The 14,937-nt window shown below is 73.8% G+C and carries 11 protein-coding genes; 5 read left to right on the forward strand and 6 right to left on the reverse strand.

Features of this window, described 5'->3' with window-relative positions; translation table 11 throughout:
• Positions 1-86: 86 nt before the first annotated feature.
• The 4 genes from EV190_RS24350 to EV190_RS16905 form a co-directional block, all read right to left on the reverse strand.
• The gene (locus EV190_RS24350) at positions 87-1,682 is read right to left on the reverse strand and encodes a DUF2510 domain-containing protein (RefSeq protein WP_133742541.1); all 1,596 of its coding nucleotides are present in this window, start codon (positions 1,680-1,682) and stop codon (positions 87-89) included.
• 85 nt (positions 1,683-1,767) lie between these two features.
• The gene (locus EV190_RS16895; RefSeq protein ID WP_208113216.1) at positions 1,768-2,433 is read right to left on the reverse strand and encodes a hypothetical protein; all 666 of its coding nucleotides are present in this window, start codon (positions 2,431-2,433) and stop codon (positions 1,768-1,770) included.
• A gap of 298 nt (positions 2,434-2,731) precedes the next feature.
• On the reverse strand, positions 2,732-4,519 hold the full coding sequence (locus EV190_RS16900; protein ID WP_133742542.1) for a substrate-binding and VWA domain-containing protein: 1,788 nt from the start codon (positions 4,517-4,519) through the stop codon (positions 2,732-2,734).
• Between the two features lie 236 nt (positions 4,520-4,755).
• Positions 4,756-6,465, reverse strand: a complete 1,710-nt coding sequence (locus EV190_RS16905) for a substrate-binding domain-containing protein (RefSeq protein WP_133742543.1) — start codon at positions 6,463-6,465, stop codon at positions 4,756-4,758.
• A gap of 695 nt (positions 6,466-7,160) precedes the next feature.
• On the opposite strand from EV190_RS16905, the gene EV190_RS16910 reads away from it, so the two are divergent.
• Together EV190_RS16910 and EV190_RS16915 are read left to right on the forward strand one after the other, a co-directional pair.
• Complete coding sequence (locus EV190_RS16910) at positions 7,161-7,667, forward strand: hypothetical protein (protein ID WP_133742568.1); 507 nt, start codon at positions 7,161-7,163, stop codon at positions 7,665-7,667.
• 60 nt (positions 7,668-7,727) lie between these two features.
• Complete coding sequence (locus EV190_RS16915) at positions 7,728-8,537, forward strand: TrmH family RNA methyltransferase (RefSeq protein WP_133742544.1); 810 nt, start codon at positions 7,728-7,730, stop codon at positions 8,535-8,537.
• Positions 8,538-8,570: 33 nt separating this feature from the next.
• Here the strand turns inward: EV190_RS16915 and EV190_RS16920 are convergent, their stop codons facing one another.
• Entirely contained in the window at positions 8,571-9,455 is an 885-nt protein-coding gene (locus EV190_RS16920) for a diacylglycerol/lipid kinase family protein (RefSeq protein WP_243742625.1), read from the reverse strand.
• Positions 9,456-9,648: 193 nt separating this feature from the next.
• Here EV190_RS16920 and EV190_RS16925 point away from each other — a divergent pair, with 193 nt between their 5' ends.
• The 3 genes from EV190_RS16925 (at position 9,649) to EV190_RS16935 (ending at position 13,744) form a co-directional block, all read left to right on the forward strand.
• Positions 9,649-10,557, forward strand: coding sequence for a 2-hydroxyacid dehydrogenase (locus tag EV190_RS16925; RefSeq protein ID WP_133742546.1), 909 nt, complete (start codon positions 9,649-9,651; stop codon positions 10,555-10,557).
• Positions 10,558-10,641: 84 nt separating this feature from the next.
• Positions 10,642-12,348: a bifunctional 3'-5' exonuclease/DNA polymerase gene (locus EV190_RS16930; protein WP_133742547.1), complete on the forward strand. Its 1,707-nt coding sequence runs from the start codon at positions 10,642-10,644 to the stop codon at positions 12,346-12,348.
• Positions 12,349-12,544: 196 nt separating this feature from the next.
• Positions 12,545-13,744, forward strand: a complete 1,200-nt coding sequence (locus tag EV190_RS16935) for a C40 family peptidase (protein ID WP_243742626.1) — start codon at positions 12,545-12,547, stop codon at positions 13,742-13,744.
• A 412-nt stretch (positions 13,745-14,156) separates the two neighbouring features.
• Here EV190_RS16935 and EV190_RS16940 read toward each other — a convergent pair whose 3' ends face one another.
• Positions 14,157-14,882 carry an IclR family transcriptional regulator gene (locus tag EV190_RS16940; protein ID WP_208113217.1) on the reverse strand — a complete coding sequence of 242 codons (726 nt, stop codon included), beginning with the start codon at positions 14,880-14,882 and terminating at the stop codon, positions 14,157-14,159.
• Positions 14,883-14,937: the final 55 nt, after the last annotated feature.

Consider the following 14,937-nt stretch of genomic DNA (forward strand, 5'->3'; position numbering starts at 1 on the left):
CCCAAGAGCCGTTTTCCGGCCGGATCCGCCCTCCCGGTACGCGAGGAGCGGCGCGCCCGGCTCGGACGCGCCGCTCCTCGCGGGGGCTACAGGCCGACGAGGCTCGGCGGACCGAAGACGGCGGTCATGAACGGGACCTCGGCGAGCCACAGGAAGCCCCCGGCGCCGACCAGGAGCACGAGGAGCACCAGGAAGGTGAGGCAGCCGCAGCAGCCGCCGCCCTTCTTCTTGCGCTTGGGCGGGGGCGGCGCCGGGTACGGGCCGCGACCCTGCTGGGGTCCCCACTGGGGTTGCCCCGGCACCGGGGGCCGACCGGGGTAGCCCTGCGGGCCCTGGCCGCCGCGCCCCTGAGGCACGGGCGGCTGGACTCCCCGCGGGTACTGGCCGGGAGCGACGCCCGGGTAGCCCTGCTGCGCCGGAGACGGGGTGGAACGGCGGCCGCGCCGGGACGGCTTCGAGGGCGGCACCGGGGGCGTCGGGTTCGGGTGGGGCTGGTACTGCTGCGGGTATCCGGGGGCCGCGCTGCGCTGGGGGCCTGTCGGAGGCCGGTACGGCTGCGGCTGGGGCGACGGAGGGTAGTGGCCCTGCCGCTGGGGAGGCGAGGGGGGCTGCTTCGGGTATCCGGGGGTCTGGGGGCCCGAAGGCGCGGCCGGCGGCTGGGCGTACCCGGCGGGGCTGCCGCCCGTACCGGGGGTGGCGGGGGCGCCGGGGGTGTCCGCGGTCGGGGTGTCCCGCGCGGACCGGGAAGCGGCGTCGACGGGAGGCGTGGGGGGAGTGGGGTTCTGGGCCTCGCGCTCGCGGCGCTCCTGGTCGGCCTTCGCCTGCTGCTCCGCGCGGAGCCTGGCCTCCTCCTCGGCCTTGCGGCGCTGCTCCTCGGCCTTGACGCGCTGCTCCTCCTGGCGTTTCTTTCGGTCCTCGGCCAGTTCGGAGCGGTAGTCCTGGAGCCCCTCCTTGAGGTTGCCGAAGAACTTGTTGAACTTGCCGCCGCCCTCCTCGGGGGCCCCGTCAGGCCCCTCACCGGCGGCCGCCTGGGTGAACATCGGGCCGTTGGGGGTGAACACCGCGGTCTTGGGCGCGTCGTCGAAGCCGTGTGCGGCGTTCCCGCCGCCCAGGTCGGCGGTGGGTTCGTCGTCGTCCTGGTCCGGCCGGGGAGGGCCGGGCGGGTTGACGCGCATGGTGGCGCCGGGGGAGGCGGCGGTGCCGCTGAGGTCGGCGGTGGGTTCGTCGTCGTCCTGGTCCGGTTGGGGGCGGCCGGGGGGGTTGACGTGCATGGTGGCGCCGGCGGGGTCGGCGTCGTAGTGGGGGGTGACGCTGCCCAGGTTGATGGTCGCCTGGTCCGGAGCGGCGTCGCCGAGGTCGGCGGTGGGTTCGTCGTCGTCCTGGTCCGGCCGGGGGCGGCCGGGGGGGTTGACGTGCATGGTGGCGCCGGCGGGGTCGGCGTCGTAATGGGGCGCGCCGCCGCCCAGGTTGATGGTCGCCTGGTCCGGAGCGCCGCCGCCCAGGTCCGCTGTGGTCCCGGCGCCGACCGAGGACCCCCCGTCGGAGGAAGCGGCGTCCTGTCCTCCGGACAGCTCGGACAACGCGCGGACGTGCTGTGTCCAGTCGCTGCCGTCCCACCAGCGGAGCTGGTCGACCGCTCCCTCGGGGTCCGCGTACCAGCCTGGCTCGATCGATCCACCCATGGGCGACAGACTAAGGGGTTTTCGGGTCGGACCGGACCACGGGGCCGTTTCGCTCCCCCCACCGGTACGGGCCGGGTGCTTCGGGTCAGGTCGGACCCGTGGCGGCGTGCGGGCGCACTCCGTTGGCACTCGGCCGGACCCGCGAAAGCGGTCCGGTCGCGGACGGGGAGCGGAGCCCGGGGGCCGGGAAGGGGAGCGGGACCCCGCGCAACCGTCCGATGTCGATCGCGCCGGGTCCGTCGGCCCTGGAGCCGGGAACCTGGGAATGGCCGAAGTGCCCTCCCTGGGCCCACAGGCGCTCGGAGCCGGAGGGGGAGTGGGAGGCGGGGAAGGGCGCGGGCGGTCCGGCAGGCCACCACCGGGGGATCTCCCACGAGTCCAACCACCGCAGGATGGGGTCGAGTCCGTTGAGCGGCCCGTCGGTGAAGGGGAGCAGCGAGTAGCCGACGACCTGGATGACGATGCAGACGCGGCCTTCACGGGCGCGGTCGGTCCGCAGGCCCGGGGTCAGCTGCCCGGCGGCGGCCGCAGTGGCCGGCAGGAGCTGGACGGTGTCCCCCGTCACGGGGTTCCACACCAGGTGGGAGGTGCGGCCGTCGCTGTCCAGCCGCTGCGCCACAGAACGTGCGGACAGATTGTTCGGGTCGGATTCGCTCATGTGCCAGACGGCGCGCGGCGCACCGCCCTGGGGCCGGCCCCCGGGTGTCTTGCCGTTCACCCTGCCGATACCGCGCATCCAAGCGTTGGCCACGGCGGCCACCTCTCAGCGAGTTCGCGTATTCCGCAAACCTCTGCGTACGCGAATACGTACGGTAAGTCCATAGGTGATACCCGCTGGGCGAGGACGGACCGTCCGTCCGGCCTCATCGATCGGTGTGCCCGCCCGGAGCCCTGACCGGAACCGGCCAACGCGCGCCGGGCGGATCGTCGAGGCGTTCTCGCGCTCTCCCCGGTGATCTTGACCTTTCCGGGGTCTCGGAGGCGATTGAGACCCCGGAAAGGTCAAGATCACCGAGAGGAACGGGCACCGTCCCCGCGCCGGAGACCCCCTACTCCTCGTCCTCGGTGATGCGCAGGGTGAAGGACTCCAGGAAGATCTCCCCGATCCGGGTGGGGTCGTCGGTGGTGTAGGCCGCGCCGTTGGTCGCCTCGGCGATCCGCTCCAGCGGTTCGGGGTCCACGTCCGGGCCGAAGGCGATGGAGATGACGGCGACCGGGCGGTCCGGCGCGGCCTCCGCCTGGAGGGTGCTCAGCAGCTCCTCCAGGGAGATGCTGGCGTCGTCGTCGTTGTTGCCGTCGGTGAGCACCAGGATGGTGTTCACCCGGTCCGCCGCGTAGGTGCCGGACATCTCCCGGTACGCGGCCAGGATCGTGTCGTACAGCCCGGTGTCGCCGTCGGGTTTGGGCTGGATCCCGGCCAGCGCCGAGTCCAGAACCTGGTGCTGGGTCGTGCCGTCGACCTCGGCGTCGAGCGCCCGGATCGGCACCGTCTCGCGGTAGTCCAGGTCGTTGTTGATCCGCACCGAGAACTCCCAGATCCCCAGCTCGGAGTCCTTCTTGAACATGTCGAGACCCTCCCGGGCGGCCATGGTGGTGACCTGCATCCGGGTGAGCCCGGTACCAGGCACGGGCTCGATCATGGAACCGGAGATGTCCACGACCGTGAGTAGTCGGGTGCCAAGCCGGAGCTGGTTCCACGCGCTGGTGAGGGACTTCACGGAGCTGTCGCTGGGCGTGGGCAGGTTCTCCGGCGCCTCGGCCCGGAAGCCGGCGTCCTCGCCGAGCACCGCGGGGTCGGTCCTGCCGTCGGCGGACCGGAACCCCTCGGCGCGGATGGACTCCTGCGGGGCCTGCCTGGTCAGGGCGTCGCGGAACGCCTCGGCCGCGCGCAGGGTGAGGGGGTCGGTAGTGCGCAGCACGTACGGGTAGTCCAGCGTGTAGGTGCCGCCCTCGGGATAGGTGACGTGCGCGGCGGAGTCGGGGTGCCGGCTGTTGTAGCGCCAGGCGGCCTGCTCGCTCAGGACCAGGACGGGCCGGGAGCCCTCCTCGGTGTCGCTGAGCACGCCGAAGGCGGCCTCCTCGTCGGCGGAGACCGACTCCTGGAGGTTCTGCAGGGCGGCGATGAGCTGCGGCTGGTCCTCGTCTTCGGTGCCGATCGCGCCGCTGAGGAGCGCGAGTGTGGCCAGCCCCGACGCGCTGCGGACGGGGTCGACCACGCGCACCTGGTAGGGGGCGTCGGTCGTGCTCGACGGCGCCTGGGTGGGGACCAGGGTCTGCCAGGACGGAGGCTCCCCGGCCTCCTCAGCGTCCGCGGCGGCGCCCTCGGGCATCGCCAGCACCAGCGGGGACCGGGCCACCGACGTCCCGGTGTCGGTGACGACGGCGTCGCCGGAGTCGCGCCGGACCATCGAGGGCCAGATGCCCGAGTCCGGGATCCACACGTCCGAGTCCGTGTCACCCATGGTCGGTCCGGCCCCGGTGATGCCGTAGGCGACGTCGGCCGAGTCGACGCCGCGCACCTCGACGTTCACGCACTGGCCGTCCACGCCCTCGTTCTCGTCGTTGAAGGTCTGGGCGACCCGGGTCAGCACGGGGGCGATCTCGGGGGCCGCGGCGACGCTCAGGGGGATGTCCTGGCCGCCGCAGCCGCCCCGGCCGCCGAGGACGAGGTAACCGGTGACGCCCAGGCCGGTGAGGACGGCGAGCGCGGCGGCGAACGCGACGAGCGCGCGCCTCTTGCCGCGGCGCCGCTTCCTGCTCGCGCGGCGGCGCGGCTCGTAGTCGTCGGGGGCGGTGGAGTCGTTCGCGTCAGCGCTGTTTCCGCGATGGCGTCCCAAGGTGTCCTCACGGGTGCTTGTTACCGACGGGTCCACTTCGGAACGGTACTCAAGTCGACATCGTGGAAGAAGAGGCGGGGACGGGGGCGGGGAGCGCGCCGGAAGGCGCGGGCGCGGTGTCCCGCACGTGAACGTCCGGTGAAGAAGGGATTTGCAATACCGCCGCCGTCGCGGACCGGCCCGCCGGGCTTTGCCGGTCCGTCACCCAATCGTGATGTCCGGCCGGGTTCCCGTCGTCACCCCTCGCAGTCCGGAACGCACAGCCGCCGCGAGACGGAACCCAGGAAGATGTCCCCGATCTCCCCGGCGTCGTCGGTCACGTACGAGGTGCCGCTGGTCGCCGCCGCGATCTCCGCCAGCCGGTCGGCCTCGGCTCGCGCGCCGAAGGCGATGACGAACATGGTGACCGGCCGGTCCGGGTCGAAGCGGTTCCGGAGCTCGGCCACCAGGTCGCCGTGGGAGAGCGTGCTGGAACCGCCGTCCACACCCGCCGTCAGCAGGATGACGCTGTTGATCTTGTCCTCCTCGTAGGCGTCCTGCATCTCGTCGTAGGCGGCGAGGATGTTGTCGTACAGCCGCGGCCCGCCGCCCCGGACGGTGATCCCGTCCGCGATCCGCTGCAGCTCCTGGCGCATGGTGACGGCCGACGAGGAGGCCGGGGCCCGCAGCGAGGTCAGCTGCCTGGCCTCGTCGCGCCCGGAGGGGCCGAACCCGTCCGACAGCAGCCACAACCCCAGGTCGGTGTTGTCGGGGAACAGGGAGAGTCCGAGCCGCGCGGCGTCGACGGCGACGTCGATCTTGTCGGGGCCGCCCTCGCTCAGCTCCTCGCTCATCTCCGCGGAGACGTCGGCGAGGACCAGCGCCCGGGACGGCATCGACAGCCGGTTCCAGTCCTGGACCGAGGTCAGCAGGGCGTCCCCGGTCAGCTCGTCGTGCGTCCTGGGAGGCGGTCCGACGATCCCCCCGGTGTCGGAGACGGTCCGGCTCGCCGTGCCGTCCGGCTCGCGAAAGCCCAGGTCGCGCAGCTGCTCGCGGTAGGCGGGGGCCTGCAGGACCTGGTACAGCTCGTCGGCCGCCGCGCGTATGAGCGGATCGCCGGTGGTGGCCACGAACGGGTAGTCCAGACTGACCGTGCCCTCGGAGGGGTACAGCACGCGCAGCGGGGTCTCGGGGGCGTCGTTGTTGTAGCGCCACACCGCCTGCTCGGGGGCGACCACCAGCGGGTCGACACCGGTGGGGGCGGGGTAGACGCCGTCCAGCTGGATCTCCCCGAAGGCCGTGTCCGTTTGGACGTCGCGCACGAACGCGGTCATGGCCGCGTCCGCCTCGTCGCCGGTTCCCAGGGCCCGGCGCACCGCGTACATCGCCGTCATGCCGTCGACGCCCCGGTTGGGGTCGACCATCACCAACGGGCGGTCGGGGGCGCGCCCGCCGGGCAGCACCAGTTCCCAGCTGGCCTCCGTCCCCTCGGGGACGCCTTCGGCCCCCTCGGGGGCGGCCAGTACGACGGGGGAGCTGGCCAGCGAGTGCGGTTCGGTGTCGATGGTGCGGGCTCCGGTCTCGGAGACGCGGGCGAGCTCGGTCCAGGCCGAGGACTCGGGCACCCACACGTCCGGGGCGGTCCCCGACGGGATGCCCGGGCCACCCGACAGCTCGGTCATGATCCGGTGCGGGGGCGCCTCGTCGGCCTGGGCGTAGACGCAGACGCCCTCGACACGGTGGCCGGCGTCGTTGAACTCGTCGGCGGCCCGCTGCAGGACCGGCGCGATGCTCAGGGACGCGGCGACCCTCAGGTACCTCGGTTCCCCGCAGCCCAGCGCCCGGAGGCCCGCGGGGACGGCGAGGGCGGTCACCAGCAGGACCCCGACCACGACCGCGGTCAGCCCGACGGGAGCGGCCGGTGTCCGGCGGACCGGGGAGGGGAGCCGGTGTCGTCCGATCGCCACGTCGTCTCCCTGGGGGATCCGCGGACGCCCCGGTGGGCGCAGAGGGGAGGAGGCGCCTTCCCGGGGACCCGCTTGGTGAGTACTCGGTTGTTCTGTGACCTTAGTCTCACGGGGGGCGAAGGGGGAAGGCGGGGGCGCCCTTGCCGAGCGCCGTTCTACCGGGGTTCCCGGGAGCCGGAGCGGGTCGGCCGGGTGGTCCTCCCGAGCCGAGGAGCGCCGGACGGGGCCGCGTGGCATTCGCGGGACGGCGGCCGCGCGAACAGCACGCTCGAAGCCGCCCGCCGGTCCTGTGGCCGGGGACCGGCGCGGCGTCGGACCCGCGTGGTTCGCGCGGCCGCCGCTACGCGAGGCCGCGCGGCCTTCCACTGTCCACGGCGGTCGATGGGGAGCCGAGAGCCCCGCGGGACTTCCGCGGAGTCCGGTGGTGTTCCGCGTCCGCGCCCCGGTGGTTTCCCGCCGGCCGCGGGGGGACGGGATGCCGCGGGGATGGAACGCGGCTAGGATTGCGAACCGCTCGCGCCAGTTGATTCTGGGTTTCGCGTGCCGGACGCGCATGGTCGTGGCAGTTGTGCCGGGGGAGCGGTAGCACGCCTGGACGGGTCCGGTGGCGAGGGGGGTCGCGGGGTGAAGGAGCCGCAGGCAGGGGTGTTCCCGCGCTGCGGCTTTCCGTAATCACTGGACTCTTTAGGGTGGCAATGATCAAGCTCGGCGCTCGTTGGGACTCCCTCGGCACGGTCGGCACCGCTGTGCTCGGCTCGCTCTGCCTGGGCGGCGCGACCGTCTACACCGCGGTGGTGGGCACGTCCCTGGTCTCCCTGCCCGACGCTCCGACGGAGGCGGCGAACCTCAGCACCATGAGCGGGCTGACCGACCTGCCGGACGCCCCTGTCGCCGCCCTGGAGGTACGCGTCGACAGAGGCGAGGAGTCCTACGGGCAGAGCCTCACCTGCGAGGGCGACCCCTTGACCGACCCCGCCGCCTGCGCGGAGCTCGCCGCCGGGGTCGAGGAGGAGGACCAGGCGGGGCCCTTCGACGAGGTGGCGCCCGGCTCCATCTGCACCGAGGTCGTGTACGGCCCGGAGACCGCCACCATCAGCGGGGTCTGGGAGGGCGTGGAGATCGAGACGGAGATCTCCCGCGGCGACTCCTGCGAAGAGGCCCGCTGGCAGCGGCTCAAGCCGCTGACCGACCACCTGGAGTAGGCCCCGGGCGGAAGCGGTCCGCCGGGCGCGCCCCCGACGCCGGTCGGTGAGAATGGGGCCGTGAACGTCATCGAGGTACCCGACGCGGACGACGAGCGGCTGGCCGACTACGTCCGGCTGCGCGACGTCAACCTCCGCAAGAGCCTGGAGGCCGAGCACGGCCTGTTCATGGCCGAGGGGGAGAAGGTGGTCCGCCGGGCGCTGCGCGCGGGGTACCGGCCGCGCTCGCTGCTGCTCACCGAACGGCGCGCGGCCGCGCTGGCCGACGTGGTTGGGACGGTCCGGGCCCCGGTGTACACCGTCGCCGAGTCCGTCGCCGAGCGGCTGGTCGGTTTCGACCTGCACCGGGGCGTCCTGGCCTCCTTCCAGCGCAAGCCGCTGCCCGGTGTGGACGAGGTGCTCGCCGGAGCCCGCCGCGTCGTGGTCCTGGAGGACGTCGTCGACCACACCAACGTGGGCGCGATCTTCCGCAGCGCCGCCGGACTGGGTGTCGACGCGATCGTGCTCGCCCCCCGCTGCGCTGACCCGCTGTACCGGCGCGCGGTCAAGGTGTCCATGGGCGCGGTGTTCACCATGCCCTACACCCGGCTCGACGACTGGCACGGCGGGCTGGAGGGGTTGCGCGAACGCGGTTTCGCACTGCTGGCGATGACGCCCGCGCCGGACTCGGTGACGCTGGCCGAGGCCGTCGGCGACGGAGCCGGGAAGTACGCGCTGCTGCTGGGCAGCGAGGGCGACGGACTCTCCTTCCGCTGGATGGACCAGGCGGACGTCCGCGTGCGCATCCCCATGGCCGAACGCGACGTCGACTCCCTCAACGTCACCGCCGCGGCCGCGATCGCCTGCTACGAGCTGGTCGTCAACCGCTGACCCGGCCCCGGGGCGGCGGAGAGGGGGCCGGGGTCACCCCCCGGCGGGCGGCACCACGAAGCGCCAGGCGCCGGGCAGGACCGTCCAGGTGCGCGAGATGACGCCCTCGGTGATCTCGCCGTCGTTGCTCTCGGTCACCGGTTCGCAGACGACCCTGACGGTGCGGGCCTGGCGCCGGTAGACGTCCAGTTCCATCGGGTGCGTGCCCCGGTGCAGGCGCACCGCGTGCGTGGCGCGCCGCCAGAAACCGCGCGAGCGGGAGACCACCAGGTTGATCGTGCCGTTGTCGGCCCGCGCGTCCGGGTCGAGGGTGCCGGCCCCACCGCCGATGTAGCGGCCGTTGGCCAGCCCGGCCATGAGGACCTTGTGCCGGGGGCCGATCACGGTCTCGCCGTCGGCCTCCACCAGCATCCGGTAGCCCTGCGCGGCCCATCCCGCGATCAGTCCGCCGACCGGGAAGCTCACCGGACCCAGCAGCCTCTTCCACCGGGCGGCCTCCCGGGTGGAATCCGCGCCGATCCCCAGGTGCACCGCGTTCACCGTCACCTCGCCGGTGTCGTCCACGAACAGGTCCAGCGGCCGGGCGGCCCCGGCGAGGAACGCCCGGGCGGCGGCCTCGGGGGACAGCGGGATGCCCAGCCCGCGGGCGAAGTCGTTGCCGGTTCCCAGCGGGAGCAGTCCCATCGTGCGGCCGCCGAGTTCCCCGCGCCGGTGCAGCGCGTTCGCGACGGCGTGCAGGCTGCCGTCCCCGCCCGCCACCACCAGCGTCTCGTGGCCGCGCTCCAGCGCCTTCTCCAGTTCCGAGGCGTCACCGCAGGAGGCGACCTCGACCGCCCCGGACCCCGCGACCGTCAGCTCCCCCACCGCGGCGCGCAGGCTCCGGTCCTCGTTGCCGCCTGCCTGGGAATTGCTGATCACGAGCACGGGAGGGCCTCCACGGGGGTGCCCGCAGGGGGCGCGGGGGGACACGGTGGAGCGCGGCGGGGTGCCCTGCTCCGGACGTCCTCCTCCTTCCCCCTCCCGCGCCGAATACGCGTGATCCGATCGGGGGACGGCGGCTGGTAGCGTCGGACCCGGTCGAGCGGGCGTGGAGCGAAGAAGAGGTGGCGGTGTGGACGGGCGGGTTCTGGTGCCCTGGAAGCAGAACAAGGACAACGCCCCGGGCGCGCTGACCGTGGAGGTCTACGACGGTCGCGCCGAGCCGCCCGCAGACCTCGGCGACGTCGTCTTCTACGTCATGCCGTACGGCCGCCCGAACGCCGCGCGGCTGCTGCGGCGGATGCCCCGGCTGCGGGCCGTCCAGCTGCTCACCGCCGGATACGAGCACGTCGTCGCCGACCTGCCGGCCGGGACCAGGCTGTACAACGGGCGCGGGCTGCACGACGCGAGCACCGCCGAGCACGCCCTCGGACTCATCCTCGCCGCGCAGCGGGACCTGCCCCAGTGGGTCGACGACCAGCGCGGGAACGTGTGGAACCCGCACTACACCCGCTCGCTCGCGGACACGCGGGTGCTCATCGTCGGCTACGGCAGCATCGGGGAGGCCATCGAGGCGCGCCTGCTGCCGTTCGAGACCGAGGTGGTGCGCGTGGCCCGCCGGGCGCGCCCCGCGTCGGGCGTGCACGGCATCGGGGAGCTGCGCCGGCTGCTGCCCACCGCTGACATCGTCGTGGCCGTCACCCCGCACACCCCCGAGACCGAGGGGCTGATCGGCGCGGCCGAGCTCGCCCTGCTGCGTGACGACGCCCTCGTGGTGAACGTGGGGCGGGGACCGGTCCTGGACACCGCCGCGCTCCTGGCCGAGAGGGGCCGGGTGCGCGCCGCCCTGGACGTCACCGACCCCGAGCCGCTGCCCGCGGGCCATCCGCTGTGGAACGCCCCCGGCGTCCTCGTCACCCCGCACGTCGCGGGAGGGTCCGACGCCTTCTACCCGAGGGCCCGGCGGTTCATCGACGAGCAGCTGCGCCGCTGGGTCGCGGGCGAACCGCTGGCCAACCGGGTCGCCCTCGACGGGGCCTGACCGCGGCGCGGGCCGGAGGCGGGGCGCGCGGACGGTCCGCGCGCCCGGGGCGACCGTGTCGGCGGCACCGAGCAGACTGTGGGCATGCGCATCGCGGTGGTCACCGATTTCGAGGGCGGGGCCCGGCTGCGTGAGCTTGCCGCGGACGGCACGCCCACCGGTCCGGTCCGGACGGTCAGCGACCTCGCCGGGGTCGTCGCCGACTACCGGCGGCACGCCACCGGGCAGCCCCGCTGGGTGTGGGCGTCCACCGGCGAGGTGTACCCGCCGCTGGTGGAGCGCTCACTGCGGCTCGGCCGCTGCCACGACGTCGGGCTCGTCGAGGCGCTCCTGCTCGGCTACCACGGTCGGCTCGGGGAGGCGCACTCCCTGGGCGCGGCCTGGGCCAGACTGCACGGCAGACCGGTTCCCGACGACCTCCGGGCCCCGCCCGGCGCGGGAGCCGAGCCGCCGCCCGCCCTCTTCGAACCCGACCTCTCCACGCTGCCTCCGGGAGTGGACCGGCTCGACGCGCTCGTGGAGGTGCACGCCGACCAGCAGCGGCGGATCGCCGGGCTTCCCGAGCCGGGCAGGTTCGCACTGCTGGCCGCCGTCGAGTCGGCGGGGGCGCTGGCCGCGGTGGAGATGGCCCACGACGGCGTCCCGTGGCGCGCCGACGTGCACGACGCGATCCTCGCCGAGCAGCTGGGCCCCCGCCCCTCCAACGGGGCGCGCCCTCCCGTGCTGGCCGAACTCGCCGCGCGGATCAGCGCGGAGTTCGGCCGCGAGGTCAACCCCGACTCCCCGGCCCAGCTGCTCAGGGCGTTCGCCGCGATCGGGCATCCGGTCGGCTCCACCCGCTCCTGGGAGCTGCGCCAGGTCGAGCACCCCGTCGTGCCGTTCGTACTGCGCTACAAGGAGCTGTCGCGACTGCACTCGGCCTGCGGCTGGGCCTGGTTGGACACCTGGGTGCGGCACGGCCGGTTCCGGCCCGACTACGTGGTGGGCGGAGTGGTCTCGGGCCGGTGGGCCACCCGGGGCGGCGGCGCGCTGCAGATCCCCAAGACCGTGCGCCGCGCGGTGCGCGCGGACCCCGGTTGGACCCTCGTCAGCGCCGACGCGGGCCAGCTGGAGCCCCGCGTCCTCGCCGCCGTCTCGGGGGACCGGGCCCTGGCCGCGGCGGCGGGCAGCGACGACCTGTACGCCCGGCTCGGAACGGTCTTCGGGGGCGGCGGGGTCTCGGAGGAGGAGGCCCGCCAGCGTGCCAAGATCGGGGTGCTGTCCGCGATGTACGGTCAGACCAGCGGGGACGCCGCCGCGTTGCTGAGCACCATGCGCCGCGCCTTCCCCCGGGCGATGGAGTACGTGGACACCGCCGCGCGGGCCGGTGAGGAGGGGCGCCTGGTGCGCTCCTGGCTGGGGCGGACCTGCCCGCCGCCCTCCTCCCGGTGGCGGCGCCTCGTGTCCGGGGGACCCGGCGGGGAGCCCGATGGCGACGGCGGCCGGGCGGCCCGCGAACGGGGCCGGTTCACCCGCAACTTCGTCGTCCAGGCCACCGCCGCCGAATGGGCGCTGGTGTTCCTGGCCGGGGTCCGGCGCCGACTGGTCGCGCGGGACACGGGACGGGAGTCGGCGCGGCTGGTGTTCTTCCAGCACGACGAACTCGTCCTGCACGTGCCCGAGCCGCTGGCCGACGACTGCGTGGCCCTGCTCAGGGAGGCCGAGGAGGAGACCCGGCTGCTGCTCTTCGGCGACACGGAGGTGCGGTTCCCGCTCGACATAGCGGTGGTCGACTGCTATGCGGACGCCTGAGGCCGCCGGCGGGAAACCGGTATGCCGGATTCTCCAGCGGCGCTCCGGGAGTGCTCCCCGACACGCCCTCGGGAAGTTTCCGCCCGCATGGGCCTTTCACGTAGCGTTCGTCCACATGGCTTGAAAGTGTCCCCCCGCACACTCCATTCTTATACGGGACAAAACAGCTTCCCCGGAACCTCGGAAAGGCGTGGGCGTGGCGGCACGGCGACGGTTGACGGCTTGCACGGGCACCACCGTGGCGTTCGCGGTGGCCTTCGGCGCTTTCGGCTCGCCGGCCTGGGCGCAGCCCCGGCCGAGCGTGGAGGAGCGGCCGCCGGTCGGCCTCTTCTCGACCCCGCCGGTGGAGAACCCCGGGCGCGGGGACCGCCCCTCCTCCGGAGACGGGGCCTCGCCCCCGGTCGCCGACGAGGACGGCCTCAGCCGCGACGTCGAAGTCGAGCCGTTCGACGAGGCGCGTTCGCGGGAGTACTTCGCGGTCTCCGCCACGGCGTTGGAGGCCGGTCTCGTCGACAAGGTCGAGGCGCTCGAGGACGTGCGGTCCGTCGAGGTGGTGGACGCGGCCCGGGTCGAGGTGGACGGTGTGGCCATGTCCGTGCTGGGCGTGGACCCCTCCACCTTCCGCAACTACGCGCCGGAGCCCTCGGCCGAGTCCGACGAGATATGGCAGGGCGTCGCGGAGGGACACATCGCGCTCTCCGACGAGGTCGGCAAGCAGCGCGGACTCGACCTGGGCAGTTCGGTGGCCATGGCGGGCGGACGGGGCGAGGTCGACAAGGAGGTGTGGACGCACGCCACCTCCGGCGTGGCCGGGATCGACGCGCTGGTCTCCCGGGAATCCGCCGAGGAGCTGGGTTTCCCCACCGGGAACGCCCTGGTCGTCTCCGCGCCCGACGCCGACCTGTGGGAGCTCCGAGACGAACTGGAGCGCGTCCTCGGCGAGGACGCCAGCCTGCAGCTGCTCGCGGAGGACCCCGAACCGCGTCCCTCGGGCGCGGCCGGCGAGGAGGTCGACGACGCGGTCGTCGAGGACATGATCGCCGCGGCGGAGAGCCAGCTGGGTGTCCCGTACGTGTGGGGCGGCTCCACCCCCGGAGACGGCTTCGACTGCTCGGGCCTGGTGCAGTGGGCGTTCCGCGAGGCGGGCGTGGCGGTGCCTCGGGTCACCCACGACCAGTGGTGGGCGGGCGAGCACGTGGACTACGCCGACGCCCGGCGCGGCGACCTGATCTTCTGGCGCAGCGACCCCAGCGCGCCCGACTACATCTCGCACGTGGCGATCTACCTGGGCGGCGGCCGGATGCTGGAGGCCCCGCGCACCGGTGACGTGGTGAAGGTGACCGGCGTCCGGACGGACAAGATGGCCGGAGTGGTCCGGGTGCGCGTCGCCGGGTAGGGAGCCTCCGACGGGGAACACTCCCGCGCCGTTCCTCCCCGGTGATCGTGACCTTTTCGGGGTCTCAACCGTCTCTGAGACCCCGAAAAGGTCACGATCACCGGGGAGGCAGAGGCGGGGACCCCGAACGGGAAGGGGGCCACACCGCGCCGGTGTGGCCCCCTTCTGTCTCCTGATGTTGAGACCAACCGGGAGGGGAGGGTTGGCTCTGCAGGAGGGGAGACAGGGACGTCTACTGAGGGAGGGGGTGTTCAGCAGACGGTCCCTGCGTAAGGCTCTTCGTTTATCGTTCGGATGCCTTCGTCATCGGGGCGGCTGTTGCCCATGCGCAAACATAAAGCGCCGGTGGTCTTTTGGCAAGAGCGCACCGTGTCGCCGCCCACAAACCCAAAATAGCCGAAATCTCGGGGGCTCACGGCAAATCCGCCATGATTTCCTTGGCCGCCGCCAGAACACGGGCCCCGAGTTCCGCCCGGTCGCGCTCGACGGGCCCCGCGCCCTCCAGGTAGACCACGGAGACCGCGGCCGCTCCCCCCGCCGTCCGCAGCGGCGCGGCCACCGAGGACAGGCCCGAGACCACCTCGCCGCGGGAGTGGGCCCACCCACGCTCCCGCGCCACCGCGACCTCGGGCCGCTCCCCGGGGCGCGGCGGCCCGGCGGACAGCAGCGCGATCCCGGGCGCGCCCCGGCCCAGGGGGTGGCGCGTGCCGGGGGCGTAGGCGACGTGCGCCACGGACCGGCGGGGCTCGACGGTCAGCAGCGTGATCGCCTCCTCCTCGCTGGGCACCACCAGGAAGGCCGTCATCCCGGTGCCGTCGGCGAGCAGGGACAGGACCGGCAGCGCGGCCGACTGCAACCCGGGGGAGACGCCATGGGCCAGGACCGGCAGGCCCAGGCCCAGCTCGTAGGAGCCGTCAGCGGTTCGGGAGACCAGGCGGTGGTCCTCCAGCGTGCGCAGGATCCGGTAGACGATCGAGCGGTGCACGTCGAGCGCGCGGGCCAGTTCCGCGATGGTCATGGGCGCCGGAGCCGAGTGGAGCGCCTCCAGGACCCTGATCCCCCGGTCCAGGGTCTGCGACCGCGCTCCCGAGGGCGCCGGGCGCGGGTCGGGGCGGTCGGGGCCGACGGGTTTCGTCACGCGCCTTCTCCTCAGCGTTCTCGGCCGCGGGTCCGCGGCGGCGCGGTCCGGCCGG

This window comes from Actinorugispora endophytica, from assembly GCF_004363075.1.
Lineage (GTDB): Bacteria > Actinomycetota > Actinomycetes > Streptosporangiales > Streptosporangiaceae > Actinorugispora > Actinorugispora endophytica.

Bases quoted from the DNA above. Each gene is read 5' to 3' on its own strand.
- EV190_RS16910 (WP_133742568.1), top strand. From the start codon at position 7,161: ATGATCAAGCTCGGCGCTCGTTGGGACTCCCTCGGCACGGTCGGCACC.
- EV190_RS24350 (WP_133742541.1), bottom strand. From the start codon at position 1,682: ATGGGTGGATCGATCGAGCCAGGCTGGTACGCGGACCCCGAGGGAGCG.
- EV190_RS16930 (WP_133742547.1), top strand. From the start codon at position 10,642: ATGCGCATCGCGGTGGTCACCGATTTCGAGGGCGGGGCCCGGCTGCGT.